Genomic DNA, 24,150 nt, shown 5'->3' on the forward strand with positions numbered 1-24,150 from the left:
CCGTGCCATGGACTCCCCCTCCCCCTCCTCCGCCCTCCGGCGCGGACACCCACGACGGAGAGCGGCCGCCGCCGCGCTCCCGCTCCTGATGGCGGGGCTCGCCGTGCTGCCCGCGCCCGCGCAGGCTGCCCCGAGCCGGCCGATCGCCCCCGCCACCCCCTCCGCGACCCATCAGGTCACCCTGGTCACCGGCGACGTCGTCACGGTCACCACCGGCGCCGACGGCAGGCAGACCGCCGAGGTCGACCGACCCGACAGCGCCGTCGGGGGCGTCCGGATCCAGGAGATCCAGGGCGACCTGTTCGTCGTCCCGGACGAGGCCGTGCCGCTGCTGGGCGCCGACAAGCTGGACCGGCGGCTGTTCAACGTCACCGACCTCATCGAGATGGGCTACGACGACACGGCGTCGGGCGCGGTGCCGCTGATCGCGACGTACGACGGGTCGCGGTCCCGCGCGGCCGCCGAGCCGACGGCGCCCCGGGGCAGCAGACTGACCCGCCGGCTCAAGGGCATCGGCGCGGCCGCGCTCAGCACCGAGAAGCGGCAGGCCCGCACCTTCTGGGACGCCGTCGCGCCGCAGGACGACACGACCCTGGGCGCGGGCGTGGCGAAGCTCTGGCTCGACGGGCGCGTGAAGGCGAGCCTCAAGGAGAGCGTGCCCCTGATCGGCGCGCCCGAGGCATGGGCGGCCGGCCACACCGGCAAGGGCGTCAAGGTCGCGGTGCTCGACACCGGCATCGACGCCGGCCACCCCGACGTCGCCGGCCTGATCGACGGCTCGGCCAGCTTCGTGCCGGGGGAGACCGTCACCGACGTGAACGGGCACGGCACGCACGTCGCCGGCACCATCGTCGGCTCGGGCGCCGCCTCCGCGGGCGACCACAAGGGCGTCGCCCCCGACGCCGACCTCTACGTCGGCAAGGTGCTCGGCGGCGCGGAGGGCTCGGGCCAGGACTCGTGGGTCATGGCCGGCATGCAGTGGGCCGCCGAGTCCGGCGCCGACGTCGTCAACATGAGCCTCGGCGACTCCTACCCCACGGACGGCAGCGACCCGATGTCGCGGCTGGTCGACGCGCTCTCGGAGCAGTACGGCACGCTCTTCGTCATCGCCGCCGGCAACGCGGGACCGGAGAGCATCTCCGCCCCGGGCGCCGCCGCCGCGGCGCTGACCGTGGCCGCCACCGACAAGCAGGACCGGCTCGCCTCCTTCTCCAGCACCGGCCCGCTGGCCTCCTCCGGCGGCATGAAGCCGGACATCGCCGCCCCCGGCGTCGCCATCACCGCGGCCCGCTCGCAGGCGATGACGGACGGGGGCGAGGGCCTCTACCGCACCATCAGCGGCACCTCGATGGCCACGCCGCACGTCGCCGGCGCGGCCGCGCTGCTGGCCCAGCAGCACCCGGACTGGACCGGCGCGCAGCTCAAGGAACACCTGATGAGCACCGCGAAGGGCCTCGGCGACGCCTACTCGCCGTACGAGGTCGGCGCCGGCCGCCTCGACGTGAGCGCCGCGGTGCGCACCGCCGTCCGTGCGGGCGGACCGCTCTTCTTCGGCAACCACACCTGGCCGCACGAGCCGGGCGAGGCCGCGGTCACGAAGGAGCTCACCTTCACCAACACCGGCTCCGGCGACGTCACGCTGAACCTGGCGCTGACCGACACCGACGGCCCGTTCTCGCTGGGCGCCGCCACCGTGACCGTCCCGGCGGGCGGTACCGCCGCCGTCCCGGTGACCGGCGATCCGCGGTCCGCCCCGGCGGGACGGCACGCCGGCCACGTCGTCGCCACCGACGCGTCCACCGGCCGGCCGGTGGCCCGCACCTCCGTCGCGCTGCTCAAGGAGGAGGAGCGCTACGACCTGAACATCGACCTGGTCGGCCGGGACGGCAGGCCCGCCGCCGGATGGGTCTCGGTCAACCTGGCCGGCGACGGCTGGCCCTGGTCGGTCTACGTCGACGGCTCCACCACGATGCGGATGGCACCCGGCCTGTACACCGTCGCGGCCTACCTCGACGTGACCGGCGAGCGGGCCGACCGCTCGGGTCTGGCCGTGCTGGTCGACCCGGAGACCGTGCTCCGGGACGGCTCCGCGGACGTCGTCCTCGACGCGAGCAAGGCGCGCCTGCTGGAGACCGAGGCACCCCAGCGGACCCAGGACCGGCAGCGCAAGGTCGACTTCAATGTCCACTACACCGGCCTCGACCCCTGGATGGACCACCGCGGCGCGTACGTCCTGCCGGCGACCTACGACGACGTCTACGTCGCGCCGACGGAGCCGATGACCCGGGGCGAGTTCATGATGGTCACCCGCTGGCGCAAGGGCGAGCCGCAGCTCGGCCTGAGCACGGTGGACGGGCGGCTCCGCTTCGAGACGCTGGTGCAGCCCGGCAGCGCGCTGGGCACCGGCACGGACCGGCCGGCCGCGGTGTACGCGGGCCGCGGCGCCGCCGCCGACTACGCGCGGATCGACGCCGAGGGCAAGGTCGTCGTCGTCGAACGCGGCGACGAGGTCGCGCCGGAGGAGCGGGCGGCCGCCGCGGCCGCGGCCGGGGCGAAGGCCCTGATCGTGGTCAACGACGCCGCCGGCGGCCTGATGGAGTACGTGGGCGAGTCCGCCGTCCCGGTCGCCACCGTCCACCGCGACGCGGGCCGGACCCTCGTCGCGCTGGCCAAGGGCGGCAAGCTCAGGCTCACCGTCCAGCAGACGCGGTACACGCCGTACGTCTACGACCTGACGCGCGACTACCCCGGCCGGGTGCCGGACCGGCCGCTGGTCTACAAGCCGGCCAAGGCCGACCTCGCCCGGATCGACGCCCGCTACCACGCGGCCGCGGGCGGCCGCACGGCCGAGGGCTACCGGTCCGACTTCACCCTCAGCCCGTCGTTCAACTTCCCCGAGGCCGAGTGGCACCCGGGCACCCGCACCGAATGGGTGACCCCGGGTCAGGTCTGGCGCGAGTTCCACACCCAGGGCGTCGACGGATCCCTGCCCTGGTCGATGGTGTCGGGCGACAACACGTACGCCAAGGGCAGCACCACCCGTCTGGACTGGTTCGCCCCGGCGACCCGGCCGGGCCAGAGCGAGTCCTTCGGCGTCTACAACTCCCGCTGGCAGAACCACATGACGTGGAACGTGCAGCCCTGGGCCTCCGCCGCCGACACCCTGCGCCTCGGCGGCTACCTGCCCTGGGGCGAGACCCCGACCCACCTGCGGATCTACCAGGGCGACACGCTGATCCACGACAACCCGAGGAGCGCGGACATGCAGTGGGTGGAGGTGCCGCCCGGGGACCTCCCCTACCGCGCCGTCCTCGACGCGGAACGGCCCGCCGACCTCTTCCGGCTGTCGACGCGCACCCACACCGAGTGGACCTTCCGGTCCGACACCGTCGACGCGGACTTCTTCCAGCCGTTCTCGGTGCTGAACCTGGACTACCGGCTGGAGACGGACCTGCACGGCGACATCAAGGCAGACGCCCTCCAGCGGATCACGCTGACGCCGGGGGCGATGGACCTGGGCCGCGTCCCGGGCGACGTCACCACGGTGACCCTGGACGTCTCGTACGACGACGGCGCCGCCTGGCGGAAGGTGCACCTGACGCGGGGCACCGACGGTTCCTGGACGGGCTCGTTCCGGCCGGCCGGGAAGCCCGGCGGATACGTCTCGCTGCGCGCGAGCGCCGAGACCGACGCGGGCTTCGGCGTCGAGAACGAGATCATCCGGGCGTACGGCCTGCGATGAGCCACACGGCCGGGCCCCGGGGCGGCGACTCCCCGGGGCCCTTCCCCGCACACCCACTCCCAGCAGGGCCTTTTCACGGTCTGCCGCCGTGGACCATACTCTCCCCGCTGCGGCAAGCGGAGGAGAGTCGGTCGCCGATGCTGGATGCTCTGGGTCTCGCACCCGACGAGGAGCGCGTCTACCGGGCGCTGATCGGGCGGCCGGCCGCCACCGCGCTCCTGCTCGCGGAGCTGCTCGCGCTGACCCCCGCCCACGTCGACGAGGCGCTGTCACGACTCGTCGACTGGGGGCTCGCGAGCCGATCGGCTGAGGACCGGTTCACCGCCGCGCCGCCGGCCATGGCGCTGGGCGCCCTCATCGGCCGACGCCGGGACGGACTGCGCACCGCCGAGCAGGCCCTGGTGGCCCTCGCCGAGGAGCACCGGGCCGCCATGACCGGCAGCAGCATCACCGACCTGATCGAGATCGTCACGGGCGTCGACGCCATCCGCCACCGCTTCCTCCAGGTCCAGCAGGCGGCCCGGACCCAGGTCCGCACCTTCATCACCGCCCCCTTCGTCGCCCTGCCGCCCGACGAGAACACGGCCGAGCCGGTGGCCCTCGAACGCGGGGTGCTCTTCCGCGCCGTCCTCGACCGCGAGGTGCTGGCCGAGCCCGGCATCGTCCGCGACGCGGTCGACTCCCTCCGCCACGGCGTGCGGCTGCGCGTGGCGGACCACGTGCCGATGAAGCTCGTGCTGGCCGACGCCGACCTCGGCCTGGTCCCGCTCGCGGTCACACCGGCCGGCGAGCCCGGCGCCGTACTGCTGCACCGCAGCGGCCTGCTGGACGCCCTCGACGCCCTGTTCGAGACGGTGTGGCACACGGCCCGGCCCCTCGAACTGTCGACCGGCGAAGGCGGCACCGACGCCCTCACCGAGGCCGGTCCCCAGGGCCCGACCGAGCTCGACCGCCGGATCCTCGGGCTGCTCCTGGCCGGCGTCACCGACCTGACGGCCGCGGCCCAGCTCGGCCTCTCGCCCCGCACCCTGCACCGGCGGCTGCGCCACCTCATGGACCTGGCCGGGGTCAGGACCCGGATGCAGCTGGGCGCCCACGCCGTACGCAACGGCTGGACGGAGCCCGCGGAAAGCTGACCGCGCCGCCGGGTCAGGCGAGGACGTTCACGGCGCGTGCCACCACCAGGCCGAGGAGGAGCAGCGAGACGAGCGACTGGAGCCCCATGGCGATCTTGGCCCAGGGCGCCAGCGGCATCACGTCGGTGGGGCTGAACGCGGTGGCGTTGGTCAGCCCGAGATAGAGGTAGTCGACATAGCGCGGCCGCCAGTCGGGGCCCGCCAGTTCGGGGTTGAGCTGCTGGGGGAAGGCGAGCGCCGGCGTGCGGGGCAACCGGTGGGCGCGGGCGGCCGCCCCGCCGCTGTCGAGCTCGAAGTACAGCAGCGAGAAGGCCAGGACGGTACAGGCCCAGACGCTGCCGCCCCACTGCAGGAGGCTGGTGGCCGAATCGGTCTCCTCGCCGCCCTGGAGGATGTCGTCCACCAGCTGCGCCGTCGACCACACGGCGCTGAGCGCGAGGACGCCCACCAGGGCGATCGACAGGGCGCGCAGGGCCGTCGACCGCCGGTCGATCCTGCCGGGGTCGCCCGCGATGAGCGCGAGCAGCAGCAGCCCCTCGACGGACGGGAGCACCCAGCGGGGCGCCAGCCGGAGGCCGTCGGGGAGCAGCAGCGTCAGCACCATGGCGGTGACGACGGCCAGGGCCATCGGCCACCGCGCCTCGCCGAAGGACGCGGGCCGACTCGGGCCCTCGGCGGTTACGGGGACACGTCCGGTCACGGTGCGGAGCCCTCCCGTCGCGTGTGCGGAACGGCGGTCGCCGCCCCGTCCCGGACGATATAGCGCCCCGGCGCCCGCCCCAGGGACGTCGCGAACCGCGTGCCGGGCGTGGTCGTGGAGCGACCCGCGGAAATCCGACACCGGCGGCTGGAATTCCCCGTCCAGAAATTTTCGATGCGGAGAGACGGCGGAATAGCCGTCCCGAAGAGCTCGGGCGGGATGCCCCCGACAGGGCTGACGCGAATATCCGAAATACCGAACAGGCCTCATGGTGCGACACGGTCGACGCCGAACGTAAACGGCATTCCAGGGGCAGGTCAACTTCCTTGTGCGTCCTCCGATTTCGAAATCCGGGGCGCGGTGCGAAACGGCGGAATGTTACGCGCCGGAAACGTTGACGGAGCCTGGGCCCGAATCTATCTTCTGCTCGAAGTGCCGCACGCTGTTCGTCATTTCGAACCATCACCCGGCCGGGGCGCTCGAACCACTTACTCGAGAATGCGAGAGAGGTCACCATGCGCAGACGCCGTCTACGCCGCGGACACCCCTTCCTGGCGCTCCCCGCCGTGCTCGCGGCTCTGGTCTCGCTGGCGGCGATGCTCGTCGCCGGACCGGCCCAGGCGGCCACCAGCGGCGCCTTGCGGGGGGTCGGCTCCGGCCGCTGCCTCGACGTGCCGGGCGCCGGCCGGGCCGACGGCACGACCGTGCAGATCTGGGACTGCCACGGCGGGACCAACCAGCGGTGGACGCTGACCGACGACCACCGGCTGACCGTGTACGGCGACAAGTGCCTGGACGTCCCGGGCCACGCCACCACCGCCGGCACCCGGCCGGTGATCTGGAGCTGCAACGGCGGCACCAACCAGCAGTGGCGGATCGACGCCGACGGCAGGGTCGTCGCCGTGGAGTCCGGCCTGTGCCTGGACGTGTCGGGCGGCGCCACGGCCGACGGCACCGCCGTACAGCTGTGGAACTGCCACGGCGGCGACAACCAGAAGTGGACCGGCCTGTCCGGGCCGGGCGAGACGTGCGCCCTCCCGTCGACGTACCGCTGGACCTCGACCGGTCCGCTGGCGCAGCCGGCGAACGGGTGGGCCGCGCTGAAGGACTTCACCACCGTCCCGTACAACGGCCGGAACCTGGTCTACGCGACCACCTCCGACGGTTCGTCGTGGGGCACGATGGCCTTCCGTCCGTTCACGAACTGGTCGGACATGGCGACCGCCCCCCAGACCGGGATGACCTCGGGCCTGGCGGTGGCGCCCAAGCTCTTCTACTTCGCGCCCAAGAACATCTGGGTGCTGGCCTCGAACGGGTGGGGCACCGCCTGGCCGTTCACCTACCGCACGTCCAGCGACCCCACCGATCCCCACGGCTGGTCCGCCCCGCAGCCGTTGTTCACCGGCAGCCTCCCCGAGTCCGGCCCCATCGACCCGACCCTGATCGGCGACGACCGGAACATGCACCTGTTCTTCGCCGACGACAACGGCAAGATCTACCGGTCGACCCTGCCGCTCGGGAACTTCCCGGGCAGCTTCGGCTCGTCGTACACGACGGTCATGAGCGACACGGTGAAGAACCTGTTCGAGGCGCCGGAGGTCTACAAGGTCCAGGGCCGGAACCAGTACCTGATGATCGTCGAGGCCCGGGGGGCGAGCGAGGACCGCTTCTTCCGCTCGTTCACCGCCGCCGGCCTGGAGGGGCCGTGGACCGTCCAGGCCGGCAGCGAGAGCAGCCCCTTCGCGGGCAAGGCCAACAGCGGTGCCACCTGGACCGACGACATCAGCCACGGTGACCTGGTCCGCGTCAACGCCGACCAGACCATGACCGTCGACCCCTGCAGGCTGCAGTTCCTCTACCAGGGCTACGACCCCGCCACCCCTCAGGGCACCCCCTACCAGCGTCTCCCGTACCGGCCCGGACTGCTCACCCTGCAGCGCTGACCCCGCACGCGCACCCGCACCCACGCACCTGACCCCGACCCGACCGATCCGGCCCGCACGGCGGCCTCCGCCGTGCGGGCCAGGAAGGAACCCCCCATGGTCTCCCCGCACGGACGATTAGTGCGTCTCCTCGCGGCCGCCGCGCTGACGCTCACCGCCTGCGTCACCGCCTCCGCCCACACGGCGGCCGAGGCCGCGCCGGGCAGCCCGGCGCTCACCCCGCCGATGGGCTGGAACAGCTGGAACAGCTTCGGATGCGGGATCACCGAGGCGCAGGTCCGCCAGGCCGCCGACACGATGGTGTCCTCGGGCATGAAGGCCGCGGGGTACCAGTACGTCGTCGTCGACGACTGCTGGTTCGACCCGCAGCGCGACGCGGCCGGCAACCTCCGGGCCAACCCGACCACGTTCCCCAGCGGCATGAAGGCGCTCGGGGACTACATCCACGGCAAGGGCCTGAAGTTCGGCATCTACCAGGCGCCCAACGAGCGCACCTGCGCGCAGGGCGTCGGCACCTACCCCGGCTCGACGGGCAGCAAGGGCCACGAGGCCCAGGACGCCGCCGCGTTCGCCTCCTGGGGCGTCGACTACCTCAAGTACGACTGGTGCTCCGGCAGCGGCACCCTGGGCGAACAGGTCGAACGGTTCACGATCATGCGCGACGCCCTGCGCGCCACCGGCCGCCCGATCGTCTACAGCATCAACCCCAACAGCTTCCACGCCCCCACCGGCGCCACCTACGACTGGGGCGAGGTCGCCGACCTGTGGCGCACGACCGAGGACCTCCTCGACATCTGGCAGAACACCAACACCAACAGCTACCCGATGGGCGTCGGCAACGTCCTGGACATCACCGCCCCCCTGGCCGCGCAGTCGGGTCCGGGGCACTGGAACGACCCCGACATGCTGGTCGTCGGCCGCCCCGGCCTGACCCTGACCGAGTCCCGCACCCACTTCGCGCTGTGGGCGCTGCTCGGCGCTCCGCTCATGGCCGGCAACGACATCCGCACCATGTCCGCCGACGTGAGCGCCATCCTGCGCAACCCCCGCCTGGTGGCGGTGAACCAGGACCCGCTGGGCGCGGGCGGACGCAGGGTGCGCGACGACGGCGCCACCGAGGTGTTCGCCAAGCCGCTGGCCGACGGGTCGGTCGCCGTGGGCCTGCTCAACAGGGGAGGGAGCACCGCGACCGTGACCGCCACGGCCGCGCAGATCGGCCTCGCCGGGCAGTCGTTCGCCCTCACCGACCTGTGGACCGGCGGGACGTCGACCACCTCCGGCCAGATCTCCGCCGGCGTGCCCGCGCACGGCGTCGCCGTGTTCAAGGTGACCGGGGGGAGCCCGCTGGCCGCCACCACCGCCCGTCTGCGCGGCACCGGATCGGGCCGCTGTCTGGACGTGGACCGCGCCGCCACCGCGGCCGGCACGAAGACGCTGATCTGGGACTGCCACACCGCCGCCAACCAGCTCTGGACCACGTGGGCGGGCGGCGAGATCCGCGTCTACGGCGACAAGTGCCTGGACGCCTCCGGCCAGGGCACCGCCAACGGCACGCCGGTCGTCATCTGGCCCTGCAACGGTCAGGACAACCAGAAGTGGACCAGGCAGGCCGACGGGTCGGTGCGCAACGTCCGCGCCGGTCTGTGCCTCGACGCGAACGGCGCCGCCACCGCCAACGGGACCCCCGTCGTCCTGTGGACCTGCAACGGCCAGAGCAACCAGAAGTGGACCACGCTCCCGTAACGCGAGAGAGGAGAACGCATGAGCAAGTCCTGGATGCGCCCGCTGATCACGCTGCTCGCCGCCGCGCTCGGGGTGACCGGGGTGACGGCGGCAGGAACGGCCCCCGCGGCCGCCGCCTCCGACACGCCCCTCCGGGTCATGCCGATGGGCGACTCGATCACCTGGGGCGTGGGAAGCACGACGGGAGACGGCTACCGGGCCCCGCTGTGGGACAGGCTCGCGGCGGACGGCCACCCGCTGGACTTCGTGGGCACGGGACGGGCCGGTTCGATGTCCGACCCTGACAACGAAGGCCACTCCGGATACCTGATCGAGCAGATCGACGCGCTCGCCGACGCCGCACTGACCCGCTACCGGCCCAACGTCGTGACGCTGCACATCGGCACCAACGACCTGAACCGCTCCCACCAGGTCTCCACGGCCACCGCCCGGCTGAAGTCCCTGGTCGGCCGGATCACCGCCGCCGCCCCCGACGCCACCGTCCTCGTCGCCTCCCTGGTCGTGTCCACCAGCGGCTCCGAGGAGCAGTACCGTGCCGCCTACAACCGGGCCATTCCCGGCATCGTGAGCGAGGCGCAGGCCGCGGGCAAGCGCGTCGCGTACGTCGACATGAGCGCCCTGACCACGGCCGACCTGGCCGACGCCCTGCACCCCAACGACGCCGGCTACCGGAAGATGGCCGACGCCTTCCAGCGCGGCGTGCGGGCCGCGGACAGCGCCGGGTGGCTGAGGAACCCCGCCCCCGCCCCCGCGCGCGTCCAGTCCGGCATCACCGGCAAGTGCCTGGACGTCGGCGGCGCCGGCACCGCCGACGGGACCGCCGTCCAGACGTGGAGCTGCGGCGGCGGCGCCAACCAGTACTGGTCCGCCTACACCGACGGGACCCTGCGCTCCCTGGGCAAGTGCCTCGACGCCGCAGGCTGGGGCACCGCCAACGGCACCAAGGTGCAGCTGTGGGCCTGCCACGGCGGCGCCAACCAGGTCTGGCAGCCCTACAACGGCGGCTACCGCAACCCCGCCTCCGGCCGCTGCCTCGACGTCCCCGGCTCCTCCACCGCCGACGGCACCCAGCTCCAGCTGTGGGACTGCCACAGCGGCTCCAACCAGAAGTGGACCGCCCTGACCGCCGGATGACCGCCCCTCCCGGGACCCGGACCCCGCCCGGGTCCGGATCCCGGGAGGGGTCAGGCCGGGTACGGCAGGTCGGCCTCCGAGGTGCCGGCCGGCCGGGTGTGCGCCGGCCCGTCCGGGCCGCCGATCCGCAGCCGCCACGGGTGCGGGCTGTCGGTGGTCACGTGCAGGCGGTCGCCACGGCGGCGCAGGTGGAAGCGGGCGGTCTCGCCGGGGCCTTCGGTGCCGGGGATCACGACGGTGCGCTCGGCGCCGTCGGCGAAGGCGTGCACCCGCAGTTCGACGCCGTCCGCCCAGGCGGAGACCGGGCGCTGGTCGTCCGCGGCGAGCGGGATGACCGAGTCGGGGCGGGCGAGCAGCGGCAGGGTGTGGAAGCCGTGCCGCTCGCGCACCCACCGGGGCCCGGTGACCTGGGCGCCGGTCAGCACGTTGGTCCACGTCCCCTCGGGCACGTAGTAGTCGACCGTGCCGTCGTCGGTGAAGACCGGGGCGACCAGCAGGTCGTCGCCGAGCAGGTACTGCCGGTCGAGCGTGGCCGCGGCCGGGTCGTCGGGGAACTCGAGCACCATGGCGCGCATCACCGGGACGCCGGTGGCGTGCGCCTGTTGCGCGGCGCGCTGGAGGTAGGGGGCGAGGCGGTGCTTGAGGAGGGTGAACGCGCGGGTGACGTCGACGGCCTCCTCTCCGTAGTCCCACGGCACGCGGTACGACTTGCTGCCGTGCAGGCGGCTGTGCGAGGAGAGCAGCCCGAACTGCACCCAGCGCTTGAAGACGGCCGGGGTCGGCGTGCCCTCGAAGCCGCCGATGTCGTGGCTCCAGAAGCCGAACCCGGACAGGCCGAGGGAGAGCCCGCCGCGCAGTGACTCGGCCATGGCGTTGAAGTGGGACTCGCAGTCGCCGCCCCAGTGCACCGGGAACTGCTGCCCGCCGGCGGTGGCGGAGCGGGCGAACACCAGCGCCTCGCCCTCGCCGCGCACCTCGCGCAGCAGCTCGAAGACGGCCTTGTTGTAGAGGTGGGTGTAGTAGTTGTGCATCCGCTCGGGGTCGGAGCCGTCGTGCCAGACCACGTCGGTGGGGACGCGCTCGCCGAAGTCGGTCTTGAAGCAGTCCACCCCCATGTCGAGGAGGGTGCGGAGCTTGCCGGTGTACCAGGCACGGGCGGCCGGATCGGTGAAGTCCACCAGCGCCATGCCGGGCTGCCACAGGTCCCACTGCCACACGCTGCCGTCCGGGCGCCGCACCAGGTGGCCCTCGCGCACGGCCTCCTCGAACAGCGCCGACTTCTGCGCGATGTACGGGTTGATCCAGGCGGAGATCCGCAGTCCCCGTTCCTTGAGACGGGTGAGCATGCCGGCCGGGTCGGGGAACGTGTCGGGGTCCCACTCGAAGTCGCACCACTGGTAGCCGCGCATCCAGAAGCAGTCGAAGTGGAACACGCCGAGGGGGATGCCGTGTTGGGCCATGCCGTCCACGAAGCGGTTGACGGTGGCCTCGTCGTAGTCCGTGGTGAAGGACGTCGTCAGCCACAGGCCGAGGGCCCAGGCCGGCGGCAGCGCGGGCCGGCCGGAGAGGGCCGTGTAGCGCTCCAGGACCCGCTTCGGGGTCGGGCCGTGGACGACGAAGAACTCCAGCGACTGGTCCTCGACGCTGAACTGGACCTGGCCGACGGCCTCGGACCCGACCTCGTAGCTCACCTTGCCGGGGTGGTTGACGAAGACGCCGTAGCCGCGGTTGGTCAGGTGGAAGGGCACGTTCTTGTACGCCTGCTCACTGCTGGTGCCGCCGTCCGCCTGCCAGATGTCCACGGACTGCCCGTTCTTGACGAACGGGGTGAAGCGCTCACCGAGTCCGTACACCAGCTCGCCCACGCCCAGGGCGAGTTGGCCCAGCATGTGGTGCCGGCCGGCGGCGTCGGTGACGTAGCCGATGCCGCGCTCGCCCACGGAGGTCAGCACCCGGCCGTCGGCGGAGAACTCCAGGCGCCACGGCTGGGAGGTGTCCACCCGCAGCGACAGCTCACCCGAACCGAGCTCGACCACCGCGCCGTCCCTGGACACCTTGCCCACGTCCGGTCGCGCGCCGGGCAGGGCGAACTCCGGCCCGCGGCGCACCGAGCCGGCGTGGTGGGTGGCGCGCACCCCGATCACGCCCTCGGCCGGCGACCAGCACTCGACCGTCAGCAGCGCGCTGTTGAGCATGCCGCCGCGGCCGCGCACGTGCTTCACCGGCGCGTAGAGGGTGACCCGGTGCTCGTCGGCCCGGACGTCCGCGACCTCGGTGGCGTAGTGCGCGGTCACTCCGGGCCGCATCAGCCAGTAGCCGTCGGTGAACTTCATCGGGTGGTTTCCTCCGTCCGCGCGCGGTGCGCGGTGATCAGGCCCCGCTGCCGGTGGTGGCCGTCCTCGGGGGCGTTCGGATCCGGTCCGGGTCGTGGATCGGCCCGTCGGGGGCGCGGGAGCGCCCGGGACCGTAGGTGAAGCGCTTCGACGCTGTCATCACCTGAGAGGCGGTGTCAATGCCCCGGAAGGAAGAGGGTTATCGCGCCGAACGCCTTTTCCCTCGTCAGAAGTGCGGTTACAGCGCGTCCCCCTGAGTGAAGCGCTTCGATGAATGCCGTGCGACCACGGCAGAGGTGTCGAGGGAGACCTCAGGCGGTGAAGGCGACGCGCGCGAGTCGCACGGGGCCGCGCAGTCCGAGGCGGACGTCGTGCACACCCCCCGCCACGACGGCGGGGGCGCTCACCGTCGCGTAGTCGTAGCGGCCGCCCGTACCCCGGGGGAGCGTGAGGACCGCCAGGACCGGACCGTCGCCCAGCGCGAGTTCGACGGTGCCCTCGCCCGCGGCCTCCACCGTGATCCCGTCGGCCCCCGCCCCGAAGTCGCAGTCGCGGTAGACCAGTTGGCCCGTCCGGCCGGTCACGGGGGTGACGGAGTCACCCGCCGTCCTCGTCCGGTCCACGATCTCGGTGTCGCTCTGGTCGTCGAAGTCCACCGCGTCCAGGCCGTCCGCCAGGACCGGCCGGGGGACGGACGGCTCGCCGTCGAGGCCGAGGGTCCGGGTCAGGCGGATGTCCTCGCTGGACGCGCCGACGAGGATCTCGTAGCGGCCCGGCGCCACCCGACGACGTCCCTGGGCGACGTCCCAGAACGCCAAGGCCGACAGCGGCAGCCGGAAGGCGATCTCCATGACCTCGCCGGGCACGAGCGTCACCCGCCGGTGCGCGGCCAGTTCCCTGCGGGGCCGTGGCACCGACGGCTCCACGGCCCGGGTGTAGAGCTGGGCGACCTCGTCCGCGACGACGTCACCGGTGTTGGCGACGGTGAAGGACACGTGCAGCGTCCCGTCCTCGATGTGCGTCCTGAGGCCCTCGTAGAAGAAGGACGCGTACGACAGGCCGTGGCCGAACGGGAACAGGGGCGTGCCCTGGAAGTAGAGGTACGTCTGGCGGCCGCCGATCACGTCGTAGTCGAGGAGTCCGGGCAGATCGGAGTCGTCGGCGTACCAGGTCTGCGGGAGGCGGCCGGCGGGGGAGACGTCGCCGGCCAGGATCCGGGCCAGGGCGGTGCCGGCCGCCTGACCGCCGTGGGCCGTCCACAGCAGCGCCGGCAGCTCCGCGTGATCGACCGCGTACGGGTACGCCGAGACCAGCGCGAGCACCGTGCGCGGGTTGGCCGCGCGGGCCGCGCGCAGCAGGCGTTCCTGGTGGGCCGGGAGGGCCAGGGTCGTACGGTCCTCGGTCTCGCGTCCGTTGATGTGCGGGTCGTTGCCCGCGACGACCACCACGACGTCCGCCCGCGTGGCGACCCGGCGCACCGCGTCCTCGCCGCTCTCCACGACGACGACCTCGAAGATCTCCCCGTCCCCGGCGGCAACCTTCAGGCCGTCGGCGGCGACCGAGAGGGGGCGCCCCGTACCGATGTGCCGAAGGAGGTGGCCGTTCCCGTGCGGCTCCAGCCGGAACGTCTCCTGGACGACCCAGCCCCCGGGCTGGTCGGCGGAGGCGCGGACGAGGCCGTCCTCGGCGACGGAGAGATAGCGGCCGTCGGGAGCGCGCAGGGTCAGCACGCCCTCGCCCCAGTCGACGAGGGAGAACTCGGTGCCGGTCGCCTCGGCGGTGAGCGGGGGGAGGTCCGTCCGGCCGGCGAGCAGGGCCGGGTCGAGGGCGCCCTCGGCGCCGCGCACCGCGTCGTCGGCGTCCGTCTCCGGGACGTGCAGGAAGGTTCCGGCCGAGGTCTTCAGCAGGATCCGGTCCACGCCCTCCGCGAACCGCACGTGCTCCGGTCCGAACCGCTCGGTCAGACCCTCCAGCGGCGTGCGGCGGTGCAGGAGGGTGCCGCTGTACCAGTCGAGCTTGCACTCGTCGGCGAGCGGGCCGACCACCGCGAGCCGGGTGCCGGGGGCGAGCGGCAACAGGCCACCGCTGTTCTTGAGCAGCACGACCGCCTGCTCGGCCGCCTCCTGCGCGAGGGCCCGGTGGTCCGGGGTGTCGAAGGCCGCGGTGAGCGCGTGCGGGTCGTGTTCCGGGTCGAACTCGCCGAGACGGAAACGGACCGAGAGGTGGCGGCGGACCGCCGCGTCGACGTCCGACTCGGTCAGCAGGCCCTGCTCCAGGGCGCCGCGGACCCGGGCGGTGATCGTCGAACTGTCGGTGCCGTGGTCGGTGAAGCTGTCGACGCCGGCGAGCAGCGCGGCGGCCGTCGCCTCCTCGTGGGTGTCGAAGTAGTGCTCGGAGTCGACCAGGTTGGAGGGCGCGCCCGCGTCCGAGCAGACGAGCAGCTCCTCCTCGGTCCAGCCGCGCAGCTGCTCGCGCAGGTAGGGCGAGACGTGGTTGGGGCGGCCGTTGACCAGGTTGTACGCCGGCATCACACCGGCCACGGCGCCCGCCTCGACCGTGTCGCGGAAGGCGCGCAGGTCGTACTCGTGCAGGACCCGGGGGCGGACCGAGGAGGACGTGACGTCGCGCCCCGTCTCGTTGTTGTGGGCCAGCCAGTGCTTGAGGACGGGCGCGGTGCGCCAGTACGTCGGGTGATCGCCGCGCAGGCCGCGCGTGTAGGCGGTGGCGATGGCCGAGGTGAGCTCGGGGTCCTCCGAGTAGCCCTCCTCGTTGCGGCCCCACAGCGGGTGGCGCAGCAGGTTCACGGTCGGGGCCCAGACGTTCAGGCCGACGCGGTCGTCGCGGGCGCGCATCGCGCGGACCTCCCGGGACACCGCCTCGCCGACCCGGCGGACGAGCTCCGTGTTCCAGGTCGCGCCCAGGCCCACCGCCTGCGGGAAGACGGTGGCCGGCCCCATCCAGGCCACACCGTGCAGGGCCTCCTGGCCGGTGCGGAAGGCGGCGACGCCGAGCCGCTCCACGGCGGGCGCGAACTGGTGCAGGAATCCGATCTTCTCGTCGAGGGTGAGCCGCGACAGGAGATCGTCGACGCGCTTCGCGAAGGACAGGTGCCGATCACGGAAGGGTGGGGGTGTGGACGGCGTGGGTGCGGACACGAGGGATCCCCTTGAGGTCGGGTGGCGATGCGCTTGTGAAGCGCTTCGATGCTCATCAGGCCGCAGGGCGGGTGTCAAGGGAGCGGTGTCCTCGCATCGGTCAGGGTCGGCAAGTGTGGGCCGTGGCGCGCGTCCCGCCGCGCGGAGGAATCTTGGAAGCGACTCTTGTGTGCCCCTGGGTGTTCACTTAACCTCACTGCAACATCGAAGCGCTTCGACTGCGCCGTGCGTCGCAGTGGTCGGATGTCCGCTTTCAGCTCAGCCAGTTCCAGTCACGACACCGCAGCCGACGGCCCACCGCCGGGTGTCCAGGTGCGCCACGAAGGGTTGACGCAATGACGCCGAATGCCGCCTCCTCCGGACTGAGCCGGAGAAGTTTCCTCGCCTCCACGGCGGTCGCCACCGCAGCGGTGGCCGGGGGGATGCCGCTCCTCACCGCCTGCAGCGATTCGGGGAGCGGCGGGTCGCGAGAGGGCGCCACGTCGGGCAAGGCCGCGGACAAGCTGCTCCCGACCTACGTCGCCAGCAAGGTCGCCGAGCCGGACATCCCGTCGAAGAACGGCTCGTCGGCGGGGTACACCAGCAAGGTCGACCTCGCGGCCCTCGCCACCTCGGTCCCGGCGAGACTCGGCACCGGCGCTCCCCTGGAGATCATGGCCCCGCTCTGGGGCACCCCGCCGAAGCCCGGGTGCGCGTACTACACGGCGCTCGACGCCGCGGCGGGCACCGAGATCACCTGGCAGAACCAGGACGGCAACACCTACGGCGAGAAGCTCGGTGCCGTGCTCGCCTCCAGCTCCATACCCGACATGGTGGTCGTGCCCAGCTGGGAACTGGTCGGCAAGATCTCGAGCGCGGTCACCGCGAAGTTCATGGACCTCGGCCCCTACCTGGCGGGCGACAAGGTCAAGAAGTACCCGAACCTGGCCGCGATCCCGTCCGACTCCTGGCGCATGAGCATCTTCGGCGGCGCGCTGCGCGGCATCCCGATGCCCGCCGCCCCCGTGCCCAACATCGTGCCCTTCTACCGCAAGGACGTCTTCGACAAGAAGGGCTACACCGTACCCACGTCGGCCGACGAGTTCCTCGGCTGGGCCAAGGAGGCCACCAGCGCCAAGGCCAAGGTGTGGGCCTGCGGTGACATGAGGTGGTCGGCTGCGGGCTTCTTCGGCGTCCGCCCGGCCGGGTCGCTCGGCTGGAACATCGGGAGCGACGGAAAGCTGACGTACCGCATCGAGCACCCCGAGTACCTCGAACACCTGGAGTGGGTCCGCAAGCTGTTCGCCGCGGGCGTCGTCCACCCCGACGACAAGGCGAACACGGGCGACCCGAGCCAGCGGTTCACCTCCGGACAGATCCTGGTCTACAACAACGACATGTCCTCCTGGTACGGCAAGACCGCCGAACAGGCCCACTCCCAACCGGACTTCGAGATCTCCGGCATGGACTACTTCGCCGCCGGCGGCGGCAGCCCGACGCTGTACGCCGGCCAGCCCGCCGGCATCTGGTCGATGATCCGCAAGGACGCCTCGAAGGAGACGGTCGAGAACGCGCTGGCCGCCGCCAACTTCGCGGCCGCCCCCTACGGCACCAAGGAGCGGATGTTCGTCGACTACGGCGTCGAGGGCACCCACTACACGGTCGAGAACGGCGCCCCGGTCAAGAACGACCGCGGCATCCAGGAGGTCAACAACGCCTGGGTGCTGCTCGCCGCCCCCGCCCCCTACACCGCCCACCCCGACCTCCCCGACATCACCCGCAGGCAGGTCGAGTGGCAGCAGCGGCAGGGCGCCTTCGTCAGGAAGACGTCCACCTACGGCATGAACATCGTCGAGCCGACCCGGTACGCCACCCTCTCCAGCCAGTTCGAGCAGCTGGAGATCGACTTCGTCCGCGGCAACAAGAAGCTCTCCGACCTCCAGCAGGCCATCTCCACCTGGAAGTCCTCCGGCGGCGACAAGCTGCGCGACTGGTACAAGGAGCTCCTCGACAAGAACGGCAGCGGCAACTGATGTCCGTCACGGCCGGGAGCAGGCCCGACGGGACGCGTCCCCCCGCGGCCGCCGAAGCGCCGGGGCCCGCGGTCGCCGCCGCGGCCCCCGCGAAGGCCCCCGCGGAGGAGAGCGAGCCGCGCCGGGCCGTCGCGCTGCGCAAGGTCCCCTTCCGGGTCCGGTGGCGCCGTGACCGCGCCCTCATCCTGATGACGTCGCCCGTCATCGTCCTGCTCCTGCTCTTCAACTACGTCCCGCTGCTCGGCAACGTCGTCGCCTTCCAGGAGTACGACCCGTACCTCTCCAGCAACGGCGTGACGGCGATCCTCCACAGCCCGTGGGTGGGTCTCGAACAGTTCTCACGCATGCTCGACGACCCGCTGTTCTGGAGCGCCACGAAGAACACCATCGTCCTGTTCGTGCTCCAGCTGGTGCTGTTCTTCCCCGTGCCCATCGTCCTCGCGCTGGTCATCAACAGCGTGATCCGGCCCCGGGTGCGGGCCGTGGCCCAGGCGATCATGTACCTGCCGCACTTCTTCTCCTGGGTCCTCGTCGTCACCGTGTTCCAGCAGATCCTCGGCGGCGCCGGCATCATCGCGCAGACCCTGGAGAAGCACGGGTGGAGCGGCTTCGACCTGATGACCGACGCGGACCTCTTCAAGTACCTGGTCACCGCGCAGGCCGTGTGGAAGGACGCCGGCTGGGGGATCATCGTCTTCCTCGCGGCGCTGTCCGCCGTCAGCACCGACCTGTACGAAGCCGCCGCCATGGACGGCGCGGGGCGCTGGCGGCGCATGTGGCACATCACGCTGCCCGCGCTGCGCCCGGTGATCGCCCTGCTCCTCGTCCTCCGGGTGGGCGACGCGCTGAGCGTCGGCTTCGAGCAGTTCCTGCTCCAGCGGTACGCGGTCGGCGCGGGGGCCAGCGAGGTCCTCGACACCTACGTGTGGAACATGGGCATCCAGAACGGCGACTTCAGCTACGCGGCCGCGGTCGGCCTGGCCAAGGGCGTCATCGGAGTCTGCCTCGTCCTGGGCGCGAACAAGTTCGCGCACCTGCTGGGCGAACAGGGGGTGTACAAGAAATGAGCCTCGACACCCAGCTCATCCGCAGCCTCAAGGCTCCCGCCCGCCCCGTGTGGGAGGAGCCGCCGAGCAGGGCGGGACTCGCCGCCAAGGGCGGCTTCCTGGCCCTCTGCTGCCTGGGGGTCCTCGGTCCGCTGTGGATCGTGATCGTCACCAGCCTCTCCCCGAAGCCCGTGATCGACCAGGTCGGCGGCCTCGTGGTGATCCCCCAGGGCATCACCTTCGTCAACTACACCGAACTGCTCAGCGGAGGACAGGTCAGCCGGGCGATCATGGTCTCGGTCGGCGTCACGCTCGTCGGCACGCTGTTCTCGATGACGGTGTCGGTGCTGGCGGCCTACGGCCTGTCGCGGCCCGGGAGCCTGGGCCACCGGTTCTTCCTGATGGCCATCATGGCGACCATGTTCTTCGGCGCCGGCCTCATCCCGACGTACCTCCTGGTGCAGTCGCTGGGCCTCACCGACACCTATCTGTCGCTGATCCTGCCGAGCGCCGTCAGCGTCTTCAACATCCTCGTGCTGCGGGCCTTCTTCATGGGGATCTCACCCGAACTCACCGAGTCCGCCCGCATCGACGGGGCCGGCGAGACGCGCATCCTGCTGACCATCATCATGCCGCTCTCGCGCGCGGTGCTGGCCGTCATCTCGCTGTTCTACGCGGTCGGCTACTGGAGCGCCTGGTTCAACGCGTCCATCTACCTCAGCGACCAGCAGATGATGCCGCTGCAGAACGTGCTCATCCAGCTGGTGCAGAAGAACACCGAAGCGCCGACCGGCCTCCAGCAGGCGGTCCGTACCGGCCAACTCTCCGCACTGGGACTGCAGATGGCCGTCATGGTCCTCGCGCTGATCCCGGTCGCGGTGGCCTCACCGTTCGTCCAGCGGCACTTCAAGAAGGGCATGCTCACGGGCGCCGTCAAGGGCTGACGCCCGCCGGCCGTGCCCCTGATCCGTACTCCCTCCCCTCCTTCTTCAGGACCGAGGTATGTCATGAGCACGTTTCACCTGAGCCGGCGCTCCGTTCTCGCCGGTTCCGCTGCCGCCGCCGCGGCCGTCTCCCTGCCCGCGCTGCCGGCGCAGGCGGCCGCCGCCCCCGCGCCCGCCGCCGGGAACGGCTACCGGTGGCGCACCGTCGCCATGGGCGGCACCGGCTTCATCAGCGGAGTGCTGTTCCACCCGTCGGTACGAGGGCTCGCCTACGCCAGGACCGACATCGGGGGCGCCTACCGCTGGGAGGACCGCACCGGCCGCTGGATCCCGCTGACCGACCACCTCGGCTGGGACGACTGGAACCTCCTCGGCGTCGAGGCCATGGCCGTCGACCCGACCCACCGGAACCGCCTCTACCTGGCCCTCGGCACGTACACCCAGCCCTGGGCCGGCAACGGCGCCGTGCTGCGGTCCGAGGACCGCGGCGCCACCTGGCGGCGCACGGACCTCACCGTGAAGCTCGGAGCCAACGAGGACGGGCGCGGATGCGGTGAACGACTCCTCGTCGACCCGCGGAACTGCGACACGCTGTGGCTCGGCACCCGCCACGACGGGCTGCTCAGGTCGACGGACCGAGGCGCCACCTGGCAGCCCGCGGCCTTCCCCGCCACCCCGAGCGCCGCCGGCCAGGGCATCACCCTCCTGGTCGCCGCGGGCCGCACCGTCTACGCGGGATGGGGCGACTCCGACGGCACCGCCGGCAGCCCCAACCTCTACCGCACGACCGACGGCACGACCTGGGAGCCCGTCCCCGGGCAGCCGGCCGGCACCGCCGCCCGGGTGCCGATCCGCGCCGCCTACGACCGCCTCACCCGCGAGCTGTACGTGACGTACGCCAACGCCCCCGGTCCCAACGGCCAGTCCGACGGCAGCGTGCACAAGCTGTCGACGGCGAACGGGAAGTGGACCGAGGTCACCCCCGTGAAGCCCGGCGGGGTGACCGGCGACGGCGGGACCGACGCCTTCGGCTACGGCGGCGTCGCCGTCGACGCCCGCCGACCGGGCACGCTCGTCGTGTCCACCAACAACCGCTGGTCCGAGGTCGACACCGTCTTCCGGTCCACCGACGGCGGCCGCACCTGGACGTCCCTGAAGGACCAGGCCGTCTTCGACGTCTCCGAGACCCCCTACCTCAAGTGGGGCGGGGACGAGCCCAAGTTCGGCTGGTGGATCCAGGCCCTCGGCCTCGACCCGTTCGACTCCCGGCACGTCGTCTACGGCACCGGCGCGACCCTGTACGGCACCCGCGACCTCCGGCGCTGGGCGCCGCAGATCCGTGGCCTGGAGGAGACCGCCATCCTCCACCTGGTCTCGCCGCCGGTCGGGGAGGCCCATCTGATCAGCGGCAACGGCGACATCGGTGTGATGTACCACGAGTCGCTCACGGCGTCCCCCGCGCGCGGCATGGCGTCGAATCCCGTGTTCGGTTCGACCACGGGACTCGCCCAGGCCGCGGCCCGGCCCTCGTACGTCGTGCGCACCGGCTGGAGCGGAGGCGCCAACGGCGCCTGGTCGAACGACGGCGGACGGAGCTGGTCGCCCTTCGCGTCCCAGCCGTCCGCCGCCAAGGGCGCGCCCGGCCCGATCGTCACCAACGCCGACGGCAGCGTCCTGCTGTGGTCCCTCGGGTCCTCGAACGGCACCGCCCACCCGGCGTACCGCTCGACGGACAACGGCGCCACCTGGACCGAGGCCACCTCCGTCCCTCGGGGCGCCGTCCTGGTCGCGGACCCCGTGGACCCGGCGCTCCTCTACGCCTACGACACCACCGCCGGCACGGTCCACGCCAGCACCGACCGCGGCCTGACCTTCACCGCCGCGGCGACCGGCCTGCCCTCGGGCGACGCGCAGTTCCAGCTGGCCGCGGCACCGGGGCGCTCCGGCGACCTGTGGCTGAGCGCGAAGGAGGCCGGGCTGTACCGCTCCACCGACGGCGGCGCCACCTTCACCCGGGTCGACAGCTGCCGGTCCTCGCACACCCTGGGCTTCGGCAAGGCCGCCCCGGGCGCCGCCTACCCGGCGCTCTACATGGTCGGCGCGACCGGGGGCCCCAACGCCGTCCACCGCTCCGACGACGAGGCGAGGACCTGGGTGCGGATCAACGACGACCAGCACCAGTGGGGCTGGATCGGCCGGGTCGTCACCGGCGATCCGCGCGTGTACGGCCGGGTCTACCTCGGCACCAACGGGCGCGGCGTGCAGTACGGGGATCCCGTCTGATGCCCGGCCTGAGCGACGCGACCCGCGGCCGCCTCCTCTTCGGCGGCGACTACAACCCGGAGCAGTGGCCGGAGGAGACCTGGCACGAGGACGTCCGGCTGATGAAGGCGGCCGGGGTCAACTCGGTGACCCTCGGCGTCTTCTCCTGGTCGACGCTGGAACCGACGCCGGGAGCAAGGGAGTTCGGCTGGCTCGACACGGTGATGGACCTGATGCACGACCACGGCATCGGCGTCGTCCTCGCCACCCCGACCGCCTCGCCCCCGCCCTGGATGGGCCGGCTGCACCCGGACACCCTGCCCGTCACCGAGGACGGCCGCACCGAGTGGTGGGGCGGCCGGCAGCACTTCTCGCACTCCAGCGCCACCTACCGGCGCTACGCCGCCGCCGTCACCGAGGACCTCGCCGCCCGCTACGCCGGCCACCCGGCGCTGACGATGTGGCACATCAACAACGAGTACTGCACCTTCGACTACGGCGACGAGGCCGCGGCGGCCTTCCGCCGCTGGCTGCGCGCGAGGTACGGCACCCTCGACGCCCTCAACGACGCCTGGGGCACCGCCTTCTGGAGCCAGGGGTACGACTCCTGGGACGGCGTCCTGCCACCCCGCCTGGCCCACTACATGCGCAACCCCACCCAGGTCCTCGACTTCAGGCGCTTCACCTCCGACATGCTCCTGGAGTGCTTCGTCGCCGAGCGGGACATCGTCCGCCGCCACACCCCGGACATCCCGGTCACCAGCAACTTCATGCCGCTGTGGACGGGCCAGGACGGCTGGCGCTGGGCCGAGGAGGAGGACGTGGTCTCCGTCGACCTCTACCCGGATCCGCGCGACCCGCTGGGCGCCCAGAGCGGCGCCCTCGTCCAGGACCTGACCCGCTCCCAGGCGCGCGGGCCGTGGATGCTCATGGAGCAGGCCGCCGGGCCCGTCAACTGGCGGGGCGTGAACCACCCCAAGCCCCGCGGGCTCAACCGGCTCTGGTCCCTGCAGGCCGTGGCCCGGGGCGCCGACGCCGTCTGCTACTTCCAGTGGCGGCAGTCCCGGCAGGGCGCGGAGAAGTTCCACTCCGGCATGGTCAGCCATGCCGGGGAGGAGGGCCGGACGTACCGGGAGGTCAGGCAGCTCGGCGCGGAGCTGGAGCGGATCGCCGCCGGGACGGCCGGCCGGACCGTCACCGCCGACGTCGCGATCCTGCACGACTGGGACGCGTGGTGGGCCGGATGCCAGGACGGCCGCCTGTCCGGCCGGGTGGAGTACGCGGACGTCCTGCGCGCCTGGCACCGAGCCCTCTGGCAGGCGCACCTCACCACCGACTTCGCCCACCCCGAGCACGACCTCACGCCGTACTCCGTCGTCGTCGTGCCGCAGCTCTACTCCCTCACCGACACGGCGATCGAAGGGCTCGTGGCCCACGTCCGCAGGGGCGGCACCCTCGTCTGCGGCTTCCAGACCGGCGTCGCCGACGAGGACGACCGGGTCCGCGCCGGCGGCATGGACCACCGGCTGCGCGAGCTGTTCGGCATCCGCACCCTGCACGAGTGGTGGCCGCTGGACGCGGGGGAGACCGTCACCTGCGAGGGCTTCACGGCGTCCCTGTGGTCGGAGGAGCTGGAGGCCGACGGCTCCGCCGACGAGACCGTGCCGTACAAGGGCGGAGAACTCGACGGACTGCCCGCCGTCCTGCGCAAGGGCCGGGCCTGGTACGTCTCCACCCTGCCCGAGCCGGAGGCGCTGAGCGACCTCCTGGCCGGGATCGCCGCCGCGGCGGGCGTCCGGCCGGTGCTCGACGGCCTTCCCGAGCAGGTCGAGGCCGTCCGTCGCGGCGAGGCGCTCTTCGTGCTCAACCACGGTCGCGAGCCGGTGACCGTCGACGTTCCCGGCAGCCACCACGATCTCCTCACGGGGGCGCCGGTCACCGACCGGATCACCCTGGGCCGCTACGGCGCGGCGGTGCTCCGGCCGTGACGCCGTGACGGC

13 protein-coding genes are annotated in these 24,150 nt (G+C 72.4%); 10 read left to right on the top strand and 3 right to left on the bottom strand.

The window, feature by feature from the left end; all coding sequences use genetic code 11:
* Window positions 1-7: 7 nt before the first annotated feature.
* Together ABFY03_RS32135 and ABFY03_RS32140 are read left to right on the top strand one after the other, a co-directional pair.
* The gene (locus ABFY03_RS32135; protein ID WP_346171485.1) at window positions 8-3,742 is read left to right on the top strand and encodes a S8 family serine peptidase; all 3,735 of its coding nucleotides are present in this window, start codon (window positions 8-10) and stop codon (window positions 3,740-3,742) included.
* Between the two features lie 137 nt (window positions 3,743-3,879).
* Window positions 3,880-4,878 (top strand): transcriptional regulator TrmB, encoded by a 999-nt coding sequence (locus ABFY03_RS32140; protein ID WP_346171486.1) that lies wholly within the window; start codon window positions 3,880-3,882, stop codon window positions 4,876-4,878.
* A gap of 13 nt (window positions 4,879-4,891) precedes the next feature.
* Here the strand turns inward: ABFY03_RS32140 and ABFY03_RS32145 are convergent, their stop codons facing one another.
* The gene (locus tag ABFY03_RS32145; protein WP_319010509.1) at window positions 4,892-5,578 is read right to left on the bottom strand and encodes a hypothetical protein; all 687 of its coding nucleotides are present in this window, start codon (window positions 5,576-5,578) and stop codon (window positions 4,892-4,894) included.
* 515 nt (window positions 5,579-6,093) lie between these two features.
* Between ABFY03_RS32145 and ABFY03_RS32150 the strand changes: the two genes are divergently transcribed.
* The 3 genes from ABFY03_RS32150 to ABFY03_RS32160 all read left to right on the top strand — a co-directional run bounded on the left by ABFY03_RS32150 (window position 6,094) and on the right by ABFY03_RS32160 (window position 10,398).
* Complete coding sequence (locus ABFY03_RS32150) at window positions 6,094-7,521, top strand: non-reducing end alpha-L-arabinofuranosidase family hydrolase (RefSeq protein WP_346171487.1); 1,428 nt, start codon at window positions 6,094-6,096, stop codon at window positions 7,519-7,521.
* Window positions 7,522-7,617: 96 nt separating this feature from the next.
* Entirely contained in the window at window positions 7,618-9,264 is a 1,647-nt protein-coding gene (locus ABFY03_RS32155; RefSeq protein ID WP_346171488.1) for a glycoside hydrolase family 27 protein, read from the top strand.
* Between the two features lie 18 nt (window positions 9,265-9,282).
* The gene (locus ABFY03_RS32160) at window positions 9,283-10,398 is read left to right on the top strand and encodes a ricin-type beta-trefoil lectin domain protein (protein ID WP_346171489.1); all 1,116 of its coding nucleotides are present in this window, start codon (window positions 9,283-9,285) and stop codon (window positions 10,396-10,398) included.
* Between the two features lie 50 nt (window positions 10,399-10,448).
* Here the strand turns inward: ABFY03_RS32160 and yicI are convergent, their stop codons facing one another.
* Window positions 10,449-12,731, bottom strand: a complete 2,283-nt coding sequence (gene yicI / locus ABFY03_RS32165) for an alpha-xylosidase (RefSeq protein WP_319010513.1) — start codon at window positions 12,729-12,731, stop codon at window positions 10,449-10,451.
* A 311-nt stretch (window positions 12,732-13,042) separates the two neighbouring features.
* Window positions 13,043-15,886: a glycoside hydrolase family 3 C-terminal domain-containing protein gene (locus tag ABFY03_RS32170; protein WP_346171490.1), complete on the bottom strand. Its 2,844-nt coding sequence runs from the start codon at window positions 15,884-15,886 to the stop codon at window positions 13,043-13,045.
* A gap of 335 nt (window positions 15,887-16,221) precedes the next feature.
* Between ABFY03_RS32170 and ABFY03_RS32175 the strand changes: the two genes are divergently transcribed.
* The 5 genes from ABFY03_RS32175 (at window position 16,222) to ABFY03_RS32195 (ending at window position 24,138) form a co-directional block, all read left to right on the top strand.
* Window positions 16,222-17,898, top strand: a complete 1,677-nt coding sequence (locus tag ABFY03_RS32175; protein WP_319010515.1) for an extracellular solute-binding protein — start codon at window positions 16,222-16,224, stop codon at window positions 17,896-17,898.
* On the top strand, window positions 17,898-18,965 hold the full coding sequence (locus ABFY03_RS32180; protein ID WP_346171491.1) for an ABC transporter permease: 1,068 nt from the start codon (window positions 17,898-17,900) through the stop codon (window positions 18,963-18,965). The genes ABFY03_RS32175 and ABFY03_RS32180 overlap by 1 nt, the downstream gene beginning before the upstream one ends.
* A complete protein-coding gene (locus tag ABFY03_RS32185; protein WP_346171492.1) occupies window positions 18,962-19,888 on the top strand; it encodes a carbohydrate ABC transporter permease in 927 nt (308 codons plus the stop codon). The genes ABFY03_RS32180 and ABFY03_RS32185 overlap by 4 nt, the downstream gene beginning before the upstream one ends.
* Before the next feature lie 63 nt (window positions 19,889-19,951).
* Window positions 19,952-22,171, top strand: coding sequence for a 1,4-beta-glucanase (locus ABFY03_RS32190; RefSeq protein WP_346171493.1), 2,220 nt, complete (start codon window positions 19,952-19,954; stop codon window positions 22,169-22,171).
* Window positions 22,171-24,138 (top strand): beta-galactosidase, encoded by a 1,968-nt coding sequence (locus ABFY03_RS32195; RefSeq protein WP_346171494.1) that lies wholly within the window; start codon window positions 22,171-22,173, stop codon window positions 24,136-24,138. Before ABFY03_RS32190 ends, ABFY03_RS32195 begins: the two co-directional genes overlap by 1 nt.
* The last annotated feature ends 12 nt before the right edge of the window (window positions 24,139-24,150 follow it).

It is taken from the genome of Streptomyces roseofulvus, assembly GCF_039534915.1.
GTDB lineage: Bacteria > Actinomycetota > Actinomycetes > Streptomycetales > Streptomycetaceae > Streptomyces > Streptomyces roseofulvus.

Coding starts and splice junctions, on each gene's coding strand:
- ABFY03_RS32155 (WP_346171488.1), top strand. CDS start 7,618: ATGGTCTCCCCGCACGGACGATTAGTGCGTCTCCTCGCGGCCGCCGCG.
- ABFY03_RS32185 (WP_346171492.1), top strand. CDS start 18,962: ATGAGCCTCGACACCCAGCTCATCCGCAGCCTCAAGGCTCCCGCCCGC.
- ABFY03_RS32195 (WP_346171494.1), top strand. CDS start 22,171: ATGCCCGGCCTGAGCGACGCGACCCGCGGCCGCCTCCTCTTCGGCGGC.
- ABFY03_RS32160 (WP_346171489.1), top strand. CDS start 9,283: ATGAGCAAGTCCTGGATGCGCCCGCTGATCACGCTGCTCGCCGCCGCG.
- ABFY03_RS32150 (WP_346171487.1), top strand. CDS start 6,094: ATGCGCAGACGCCGTCTACGCCGCGGACACCCCTTCCTGGCGCTCCCC.
- yicI (WP_319010513.1), bottom strand. CDS start 12,731: ATGAAGTTCACCGACGGCTACTGGCTGATGCGGCCCGGAGTGACCGCG.
- ABFY03_RS32135 (WP_346171485.1), top strand. CDS start 8: ATGGACTCCCCCTCCCCCTCCTCCGCCCTCCGGCGCGGACACCCACGA.
- ABFY03_RS32180 (WP_346171491.1), top strand. CDS start 17,898: ATGTCCGTCACGGCCGGGAGCAGGCCCGACGGGACGCGTCCCCCCGCG.
- ABFY03_RS32140 (WP_346171486.1), top strand. CDS start 3,880: ATGCTGGATGCTCTGGGTCTCGCACCCGACGAGGAGCGCGTCTACCGG.
- ABFY03_RS32190 (WP_346171493.1), top strand. CDS start 19,952: ATGAGCACGTTTCACCTGAGCCGGCGCTCCGTTCTCGCCGGTTCCGCT.
- ABFY03_RS32175 (WP_319010515.1), top strand. CDS start 16,222: ATGACGCCGAATGCCGCCTCCTCCGGACTGAGCCGGAGAAGTTTCCTC.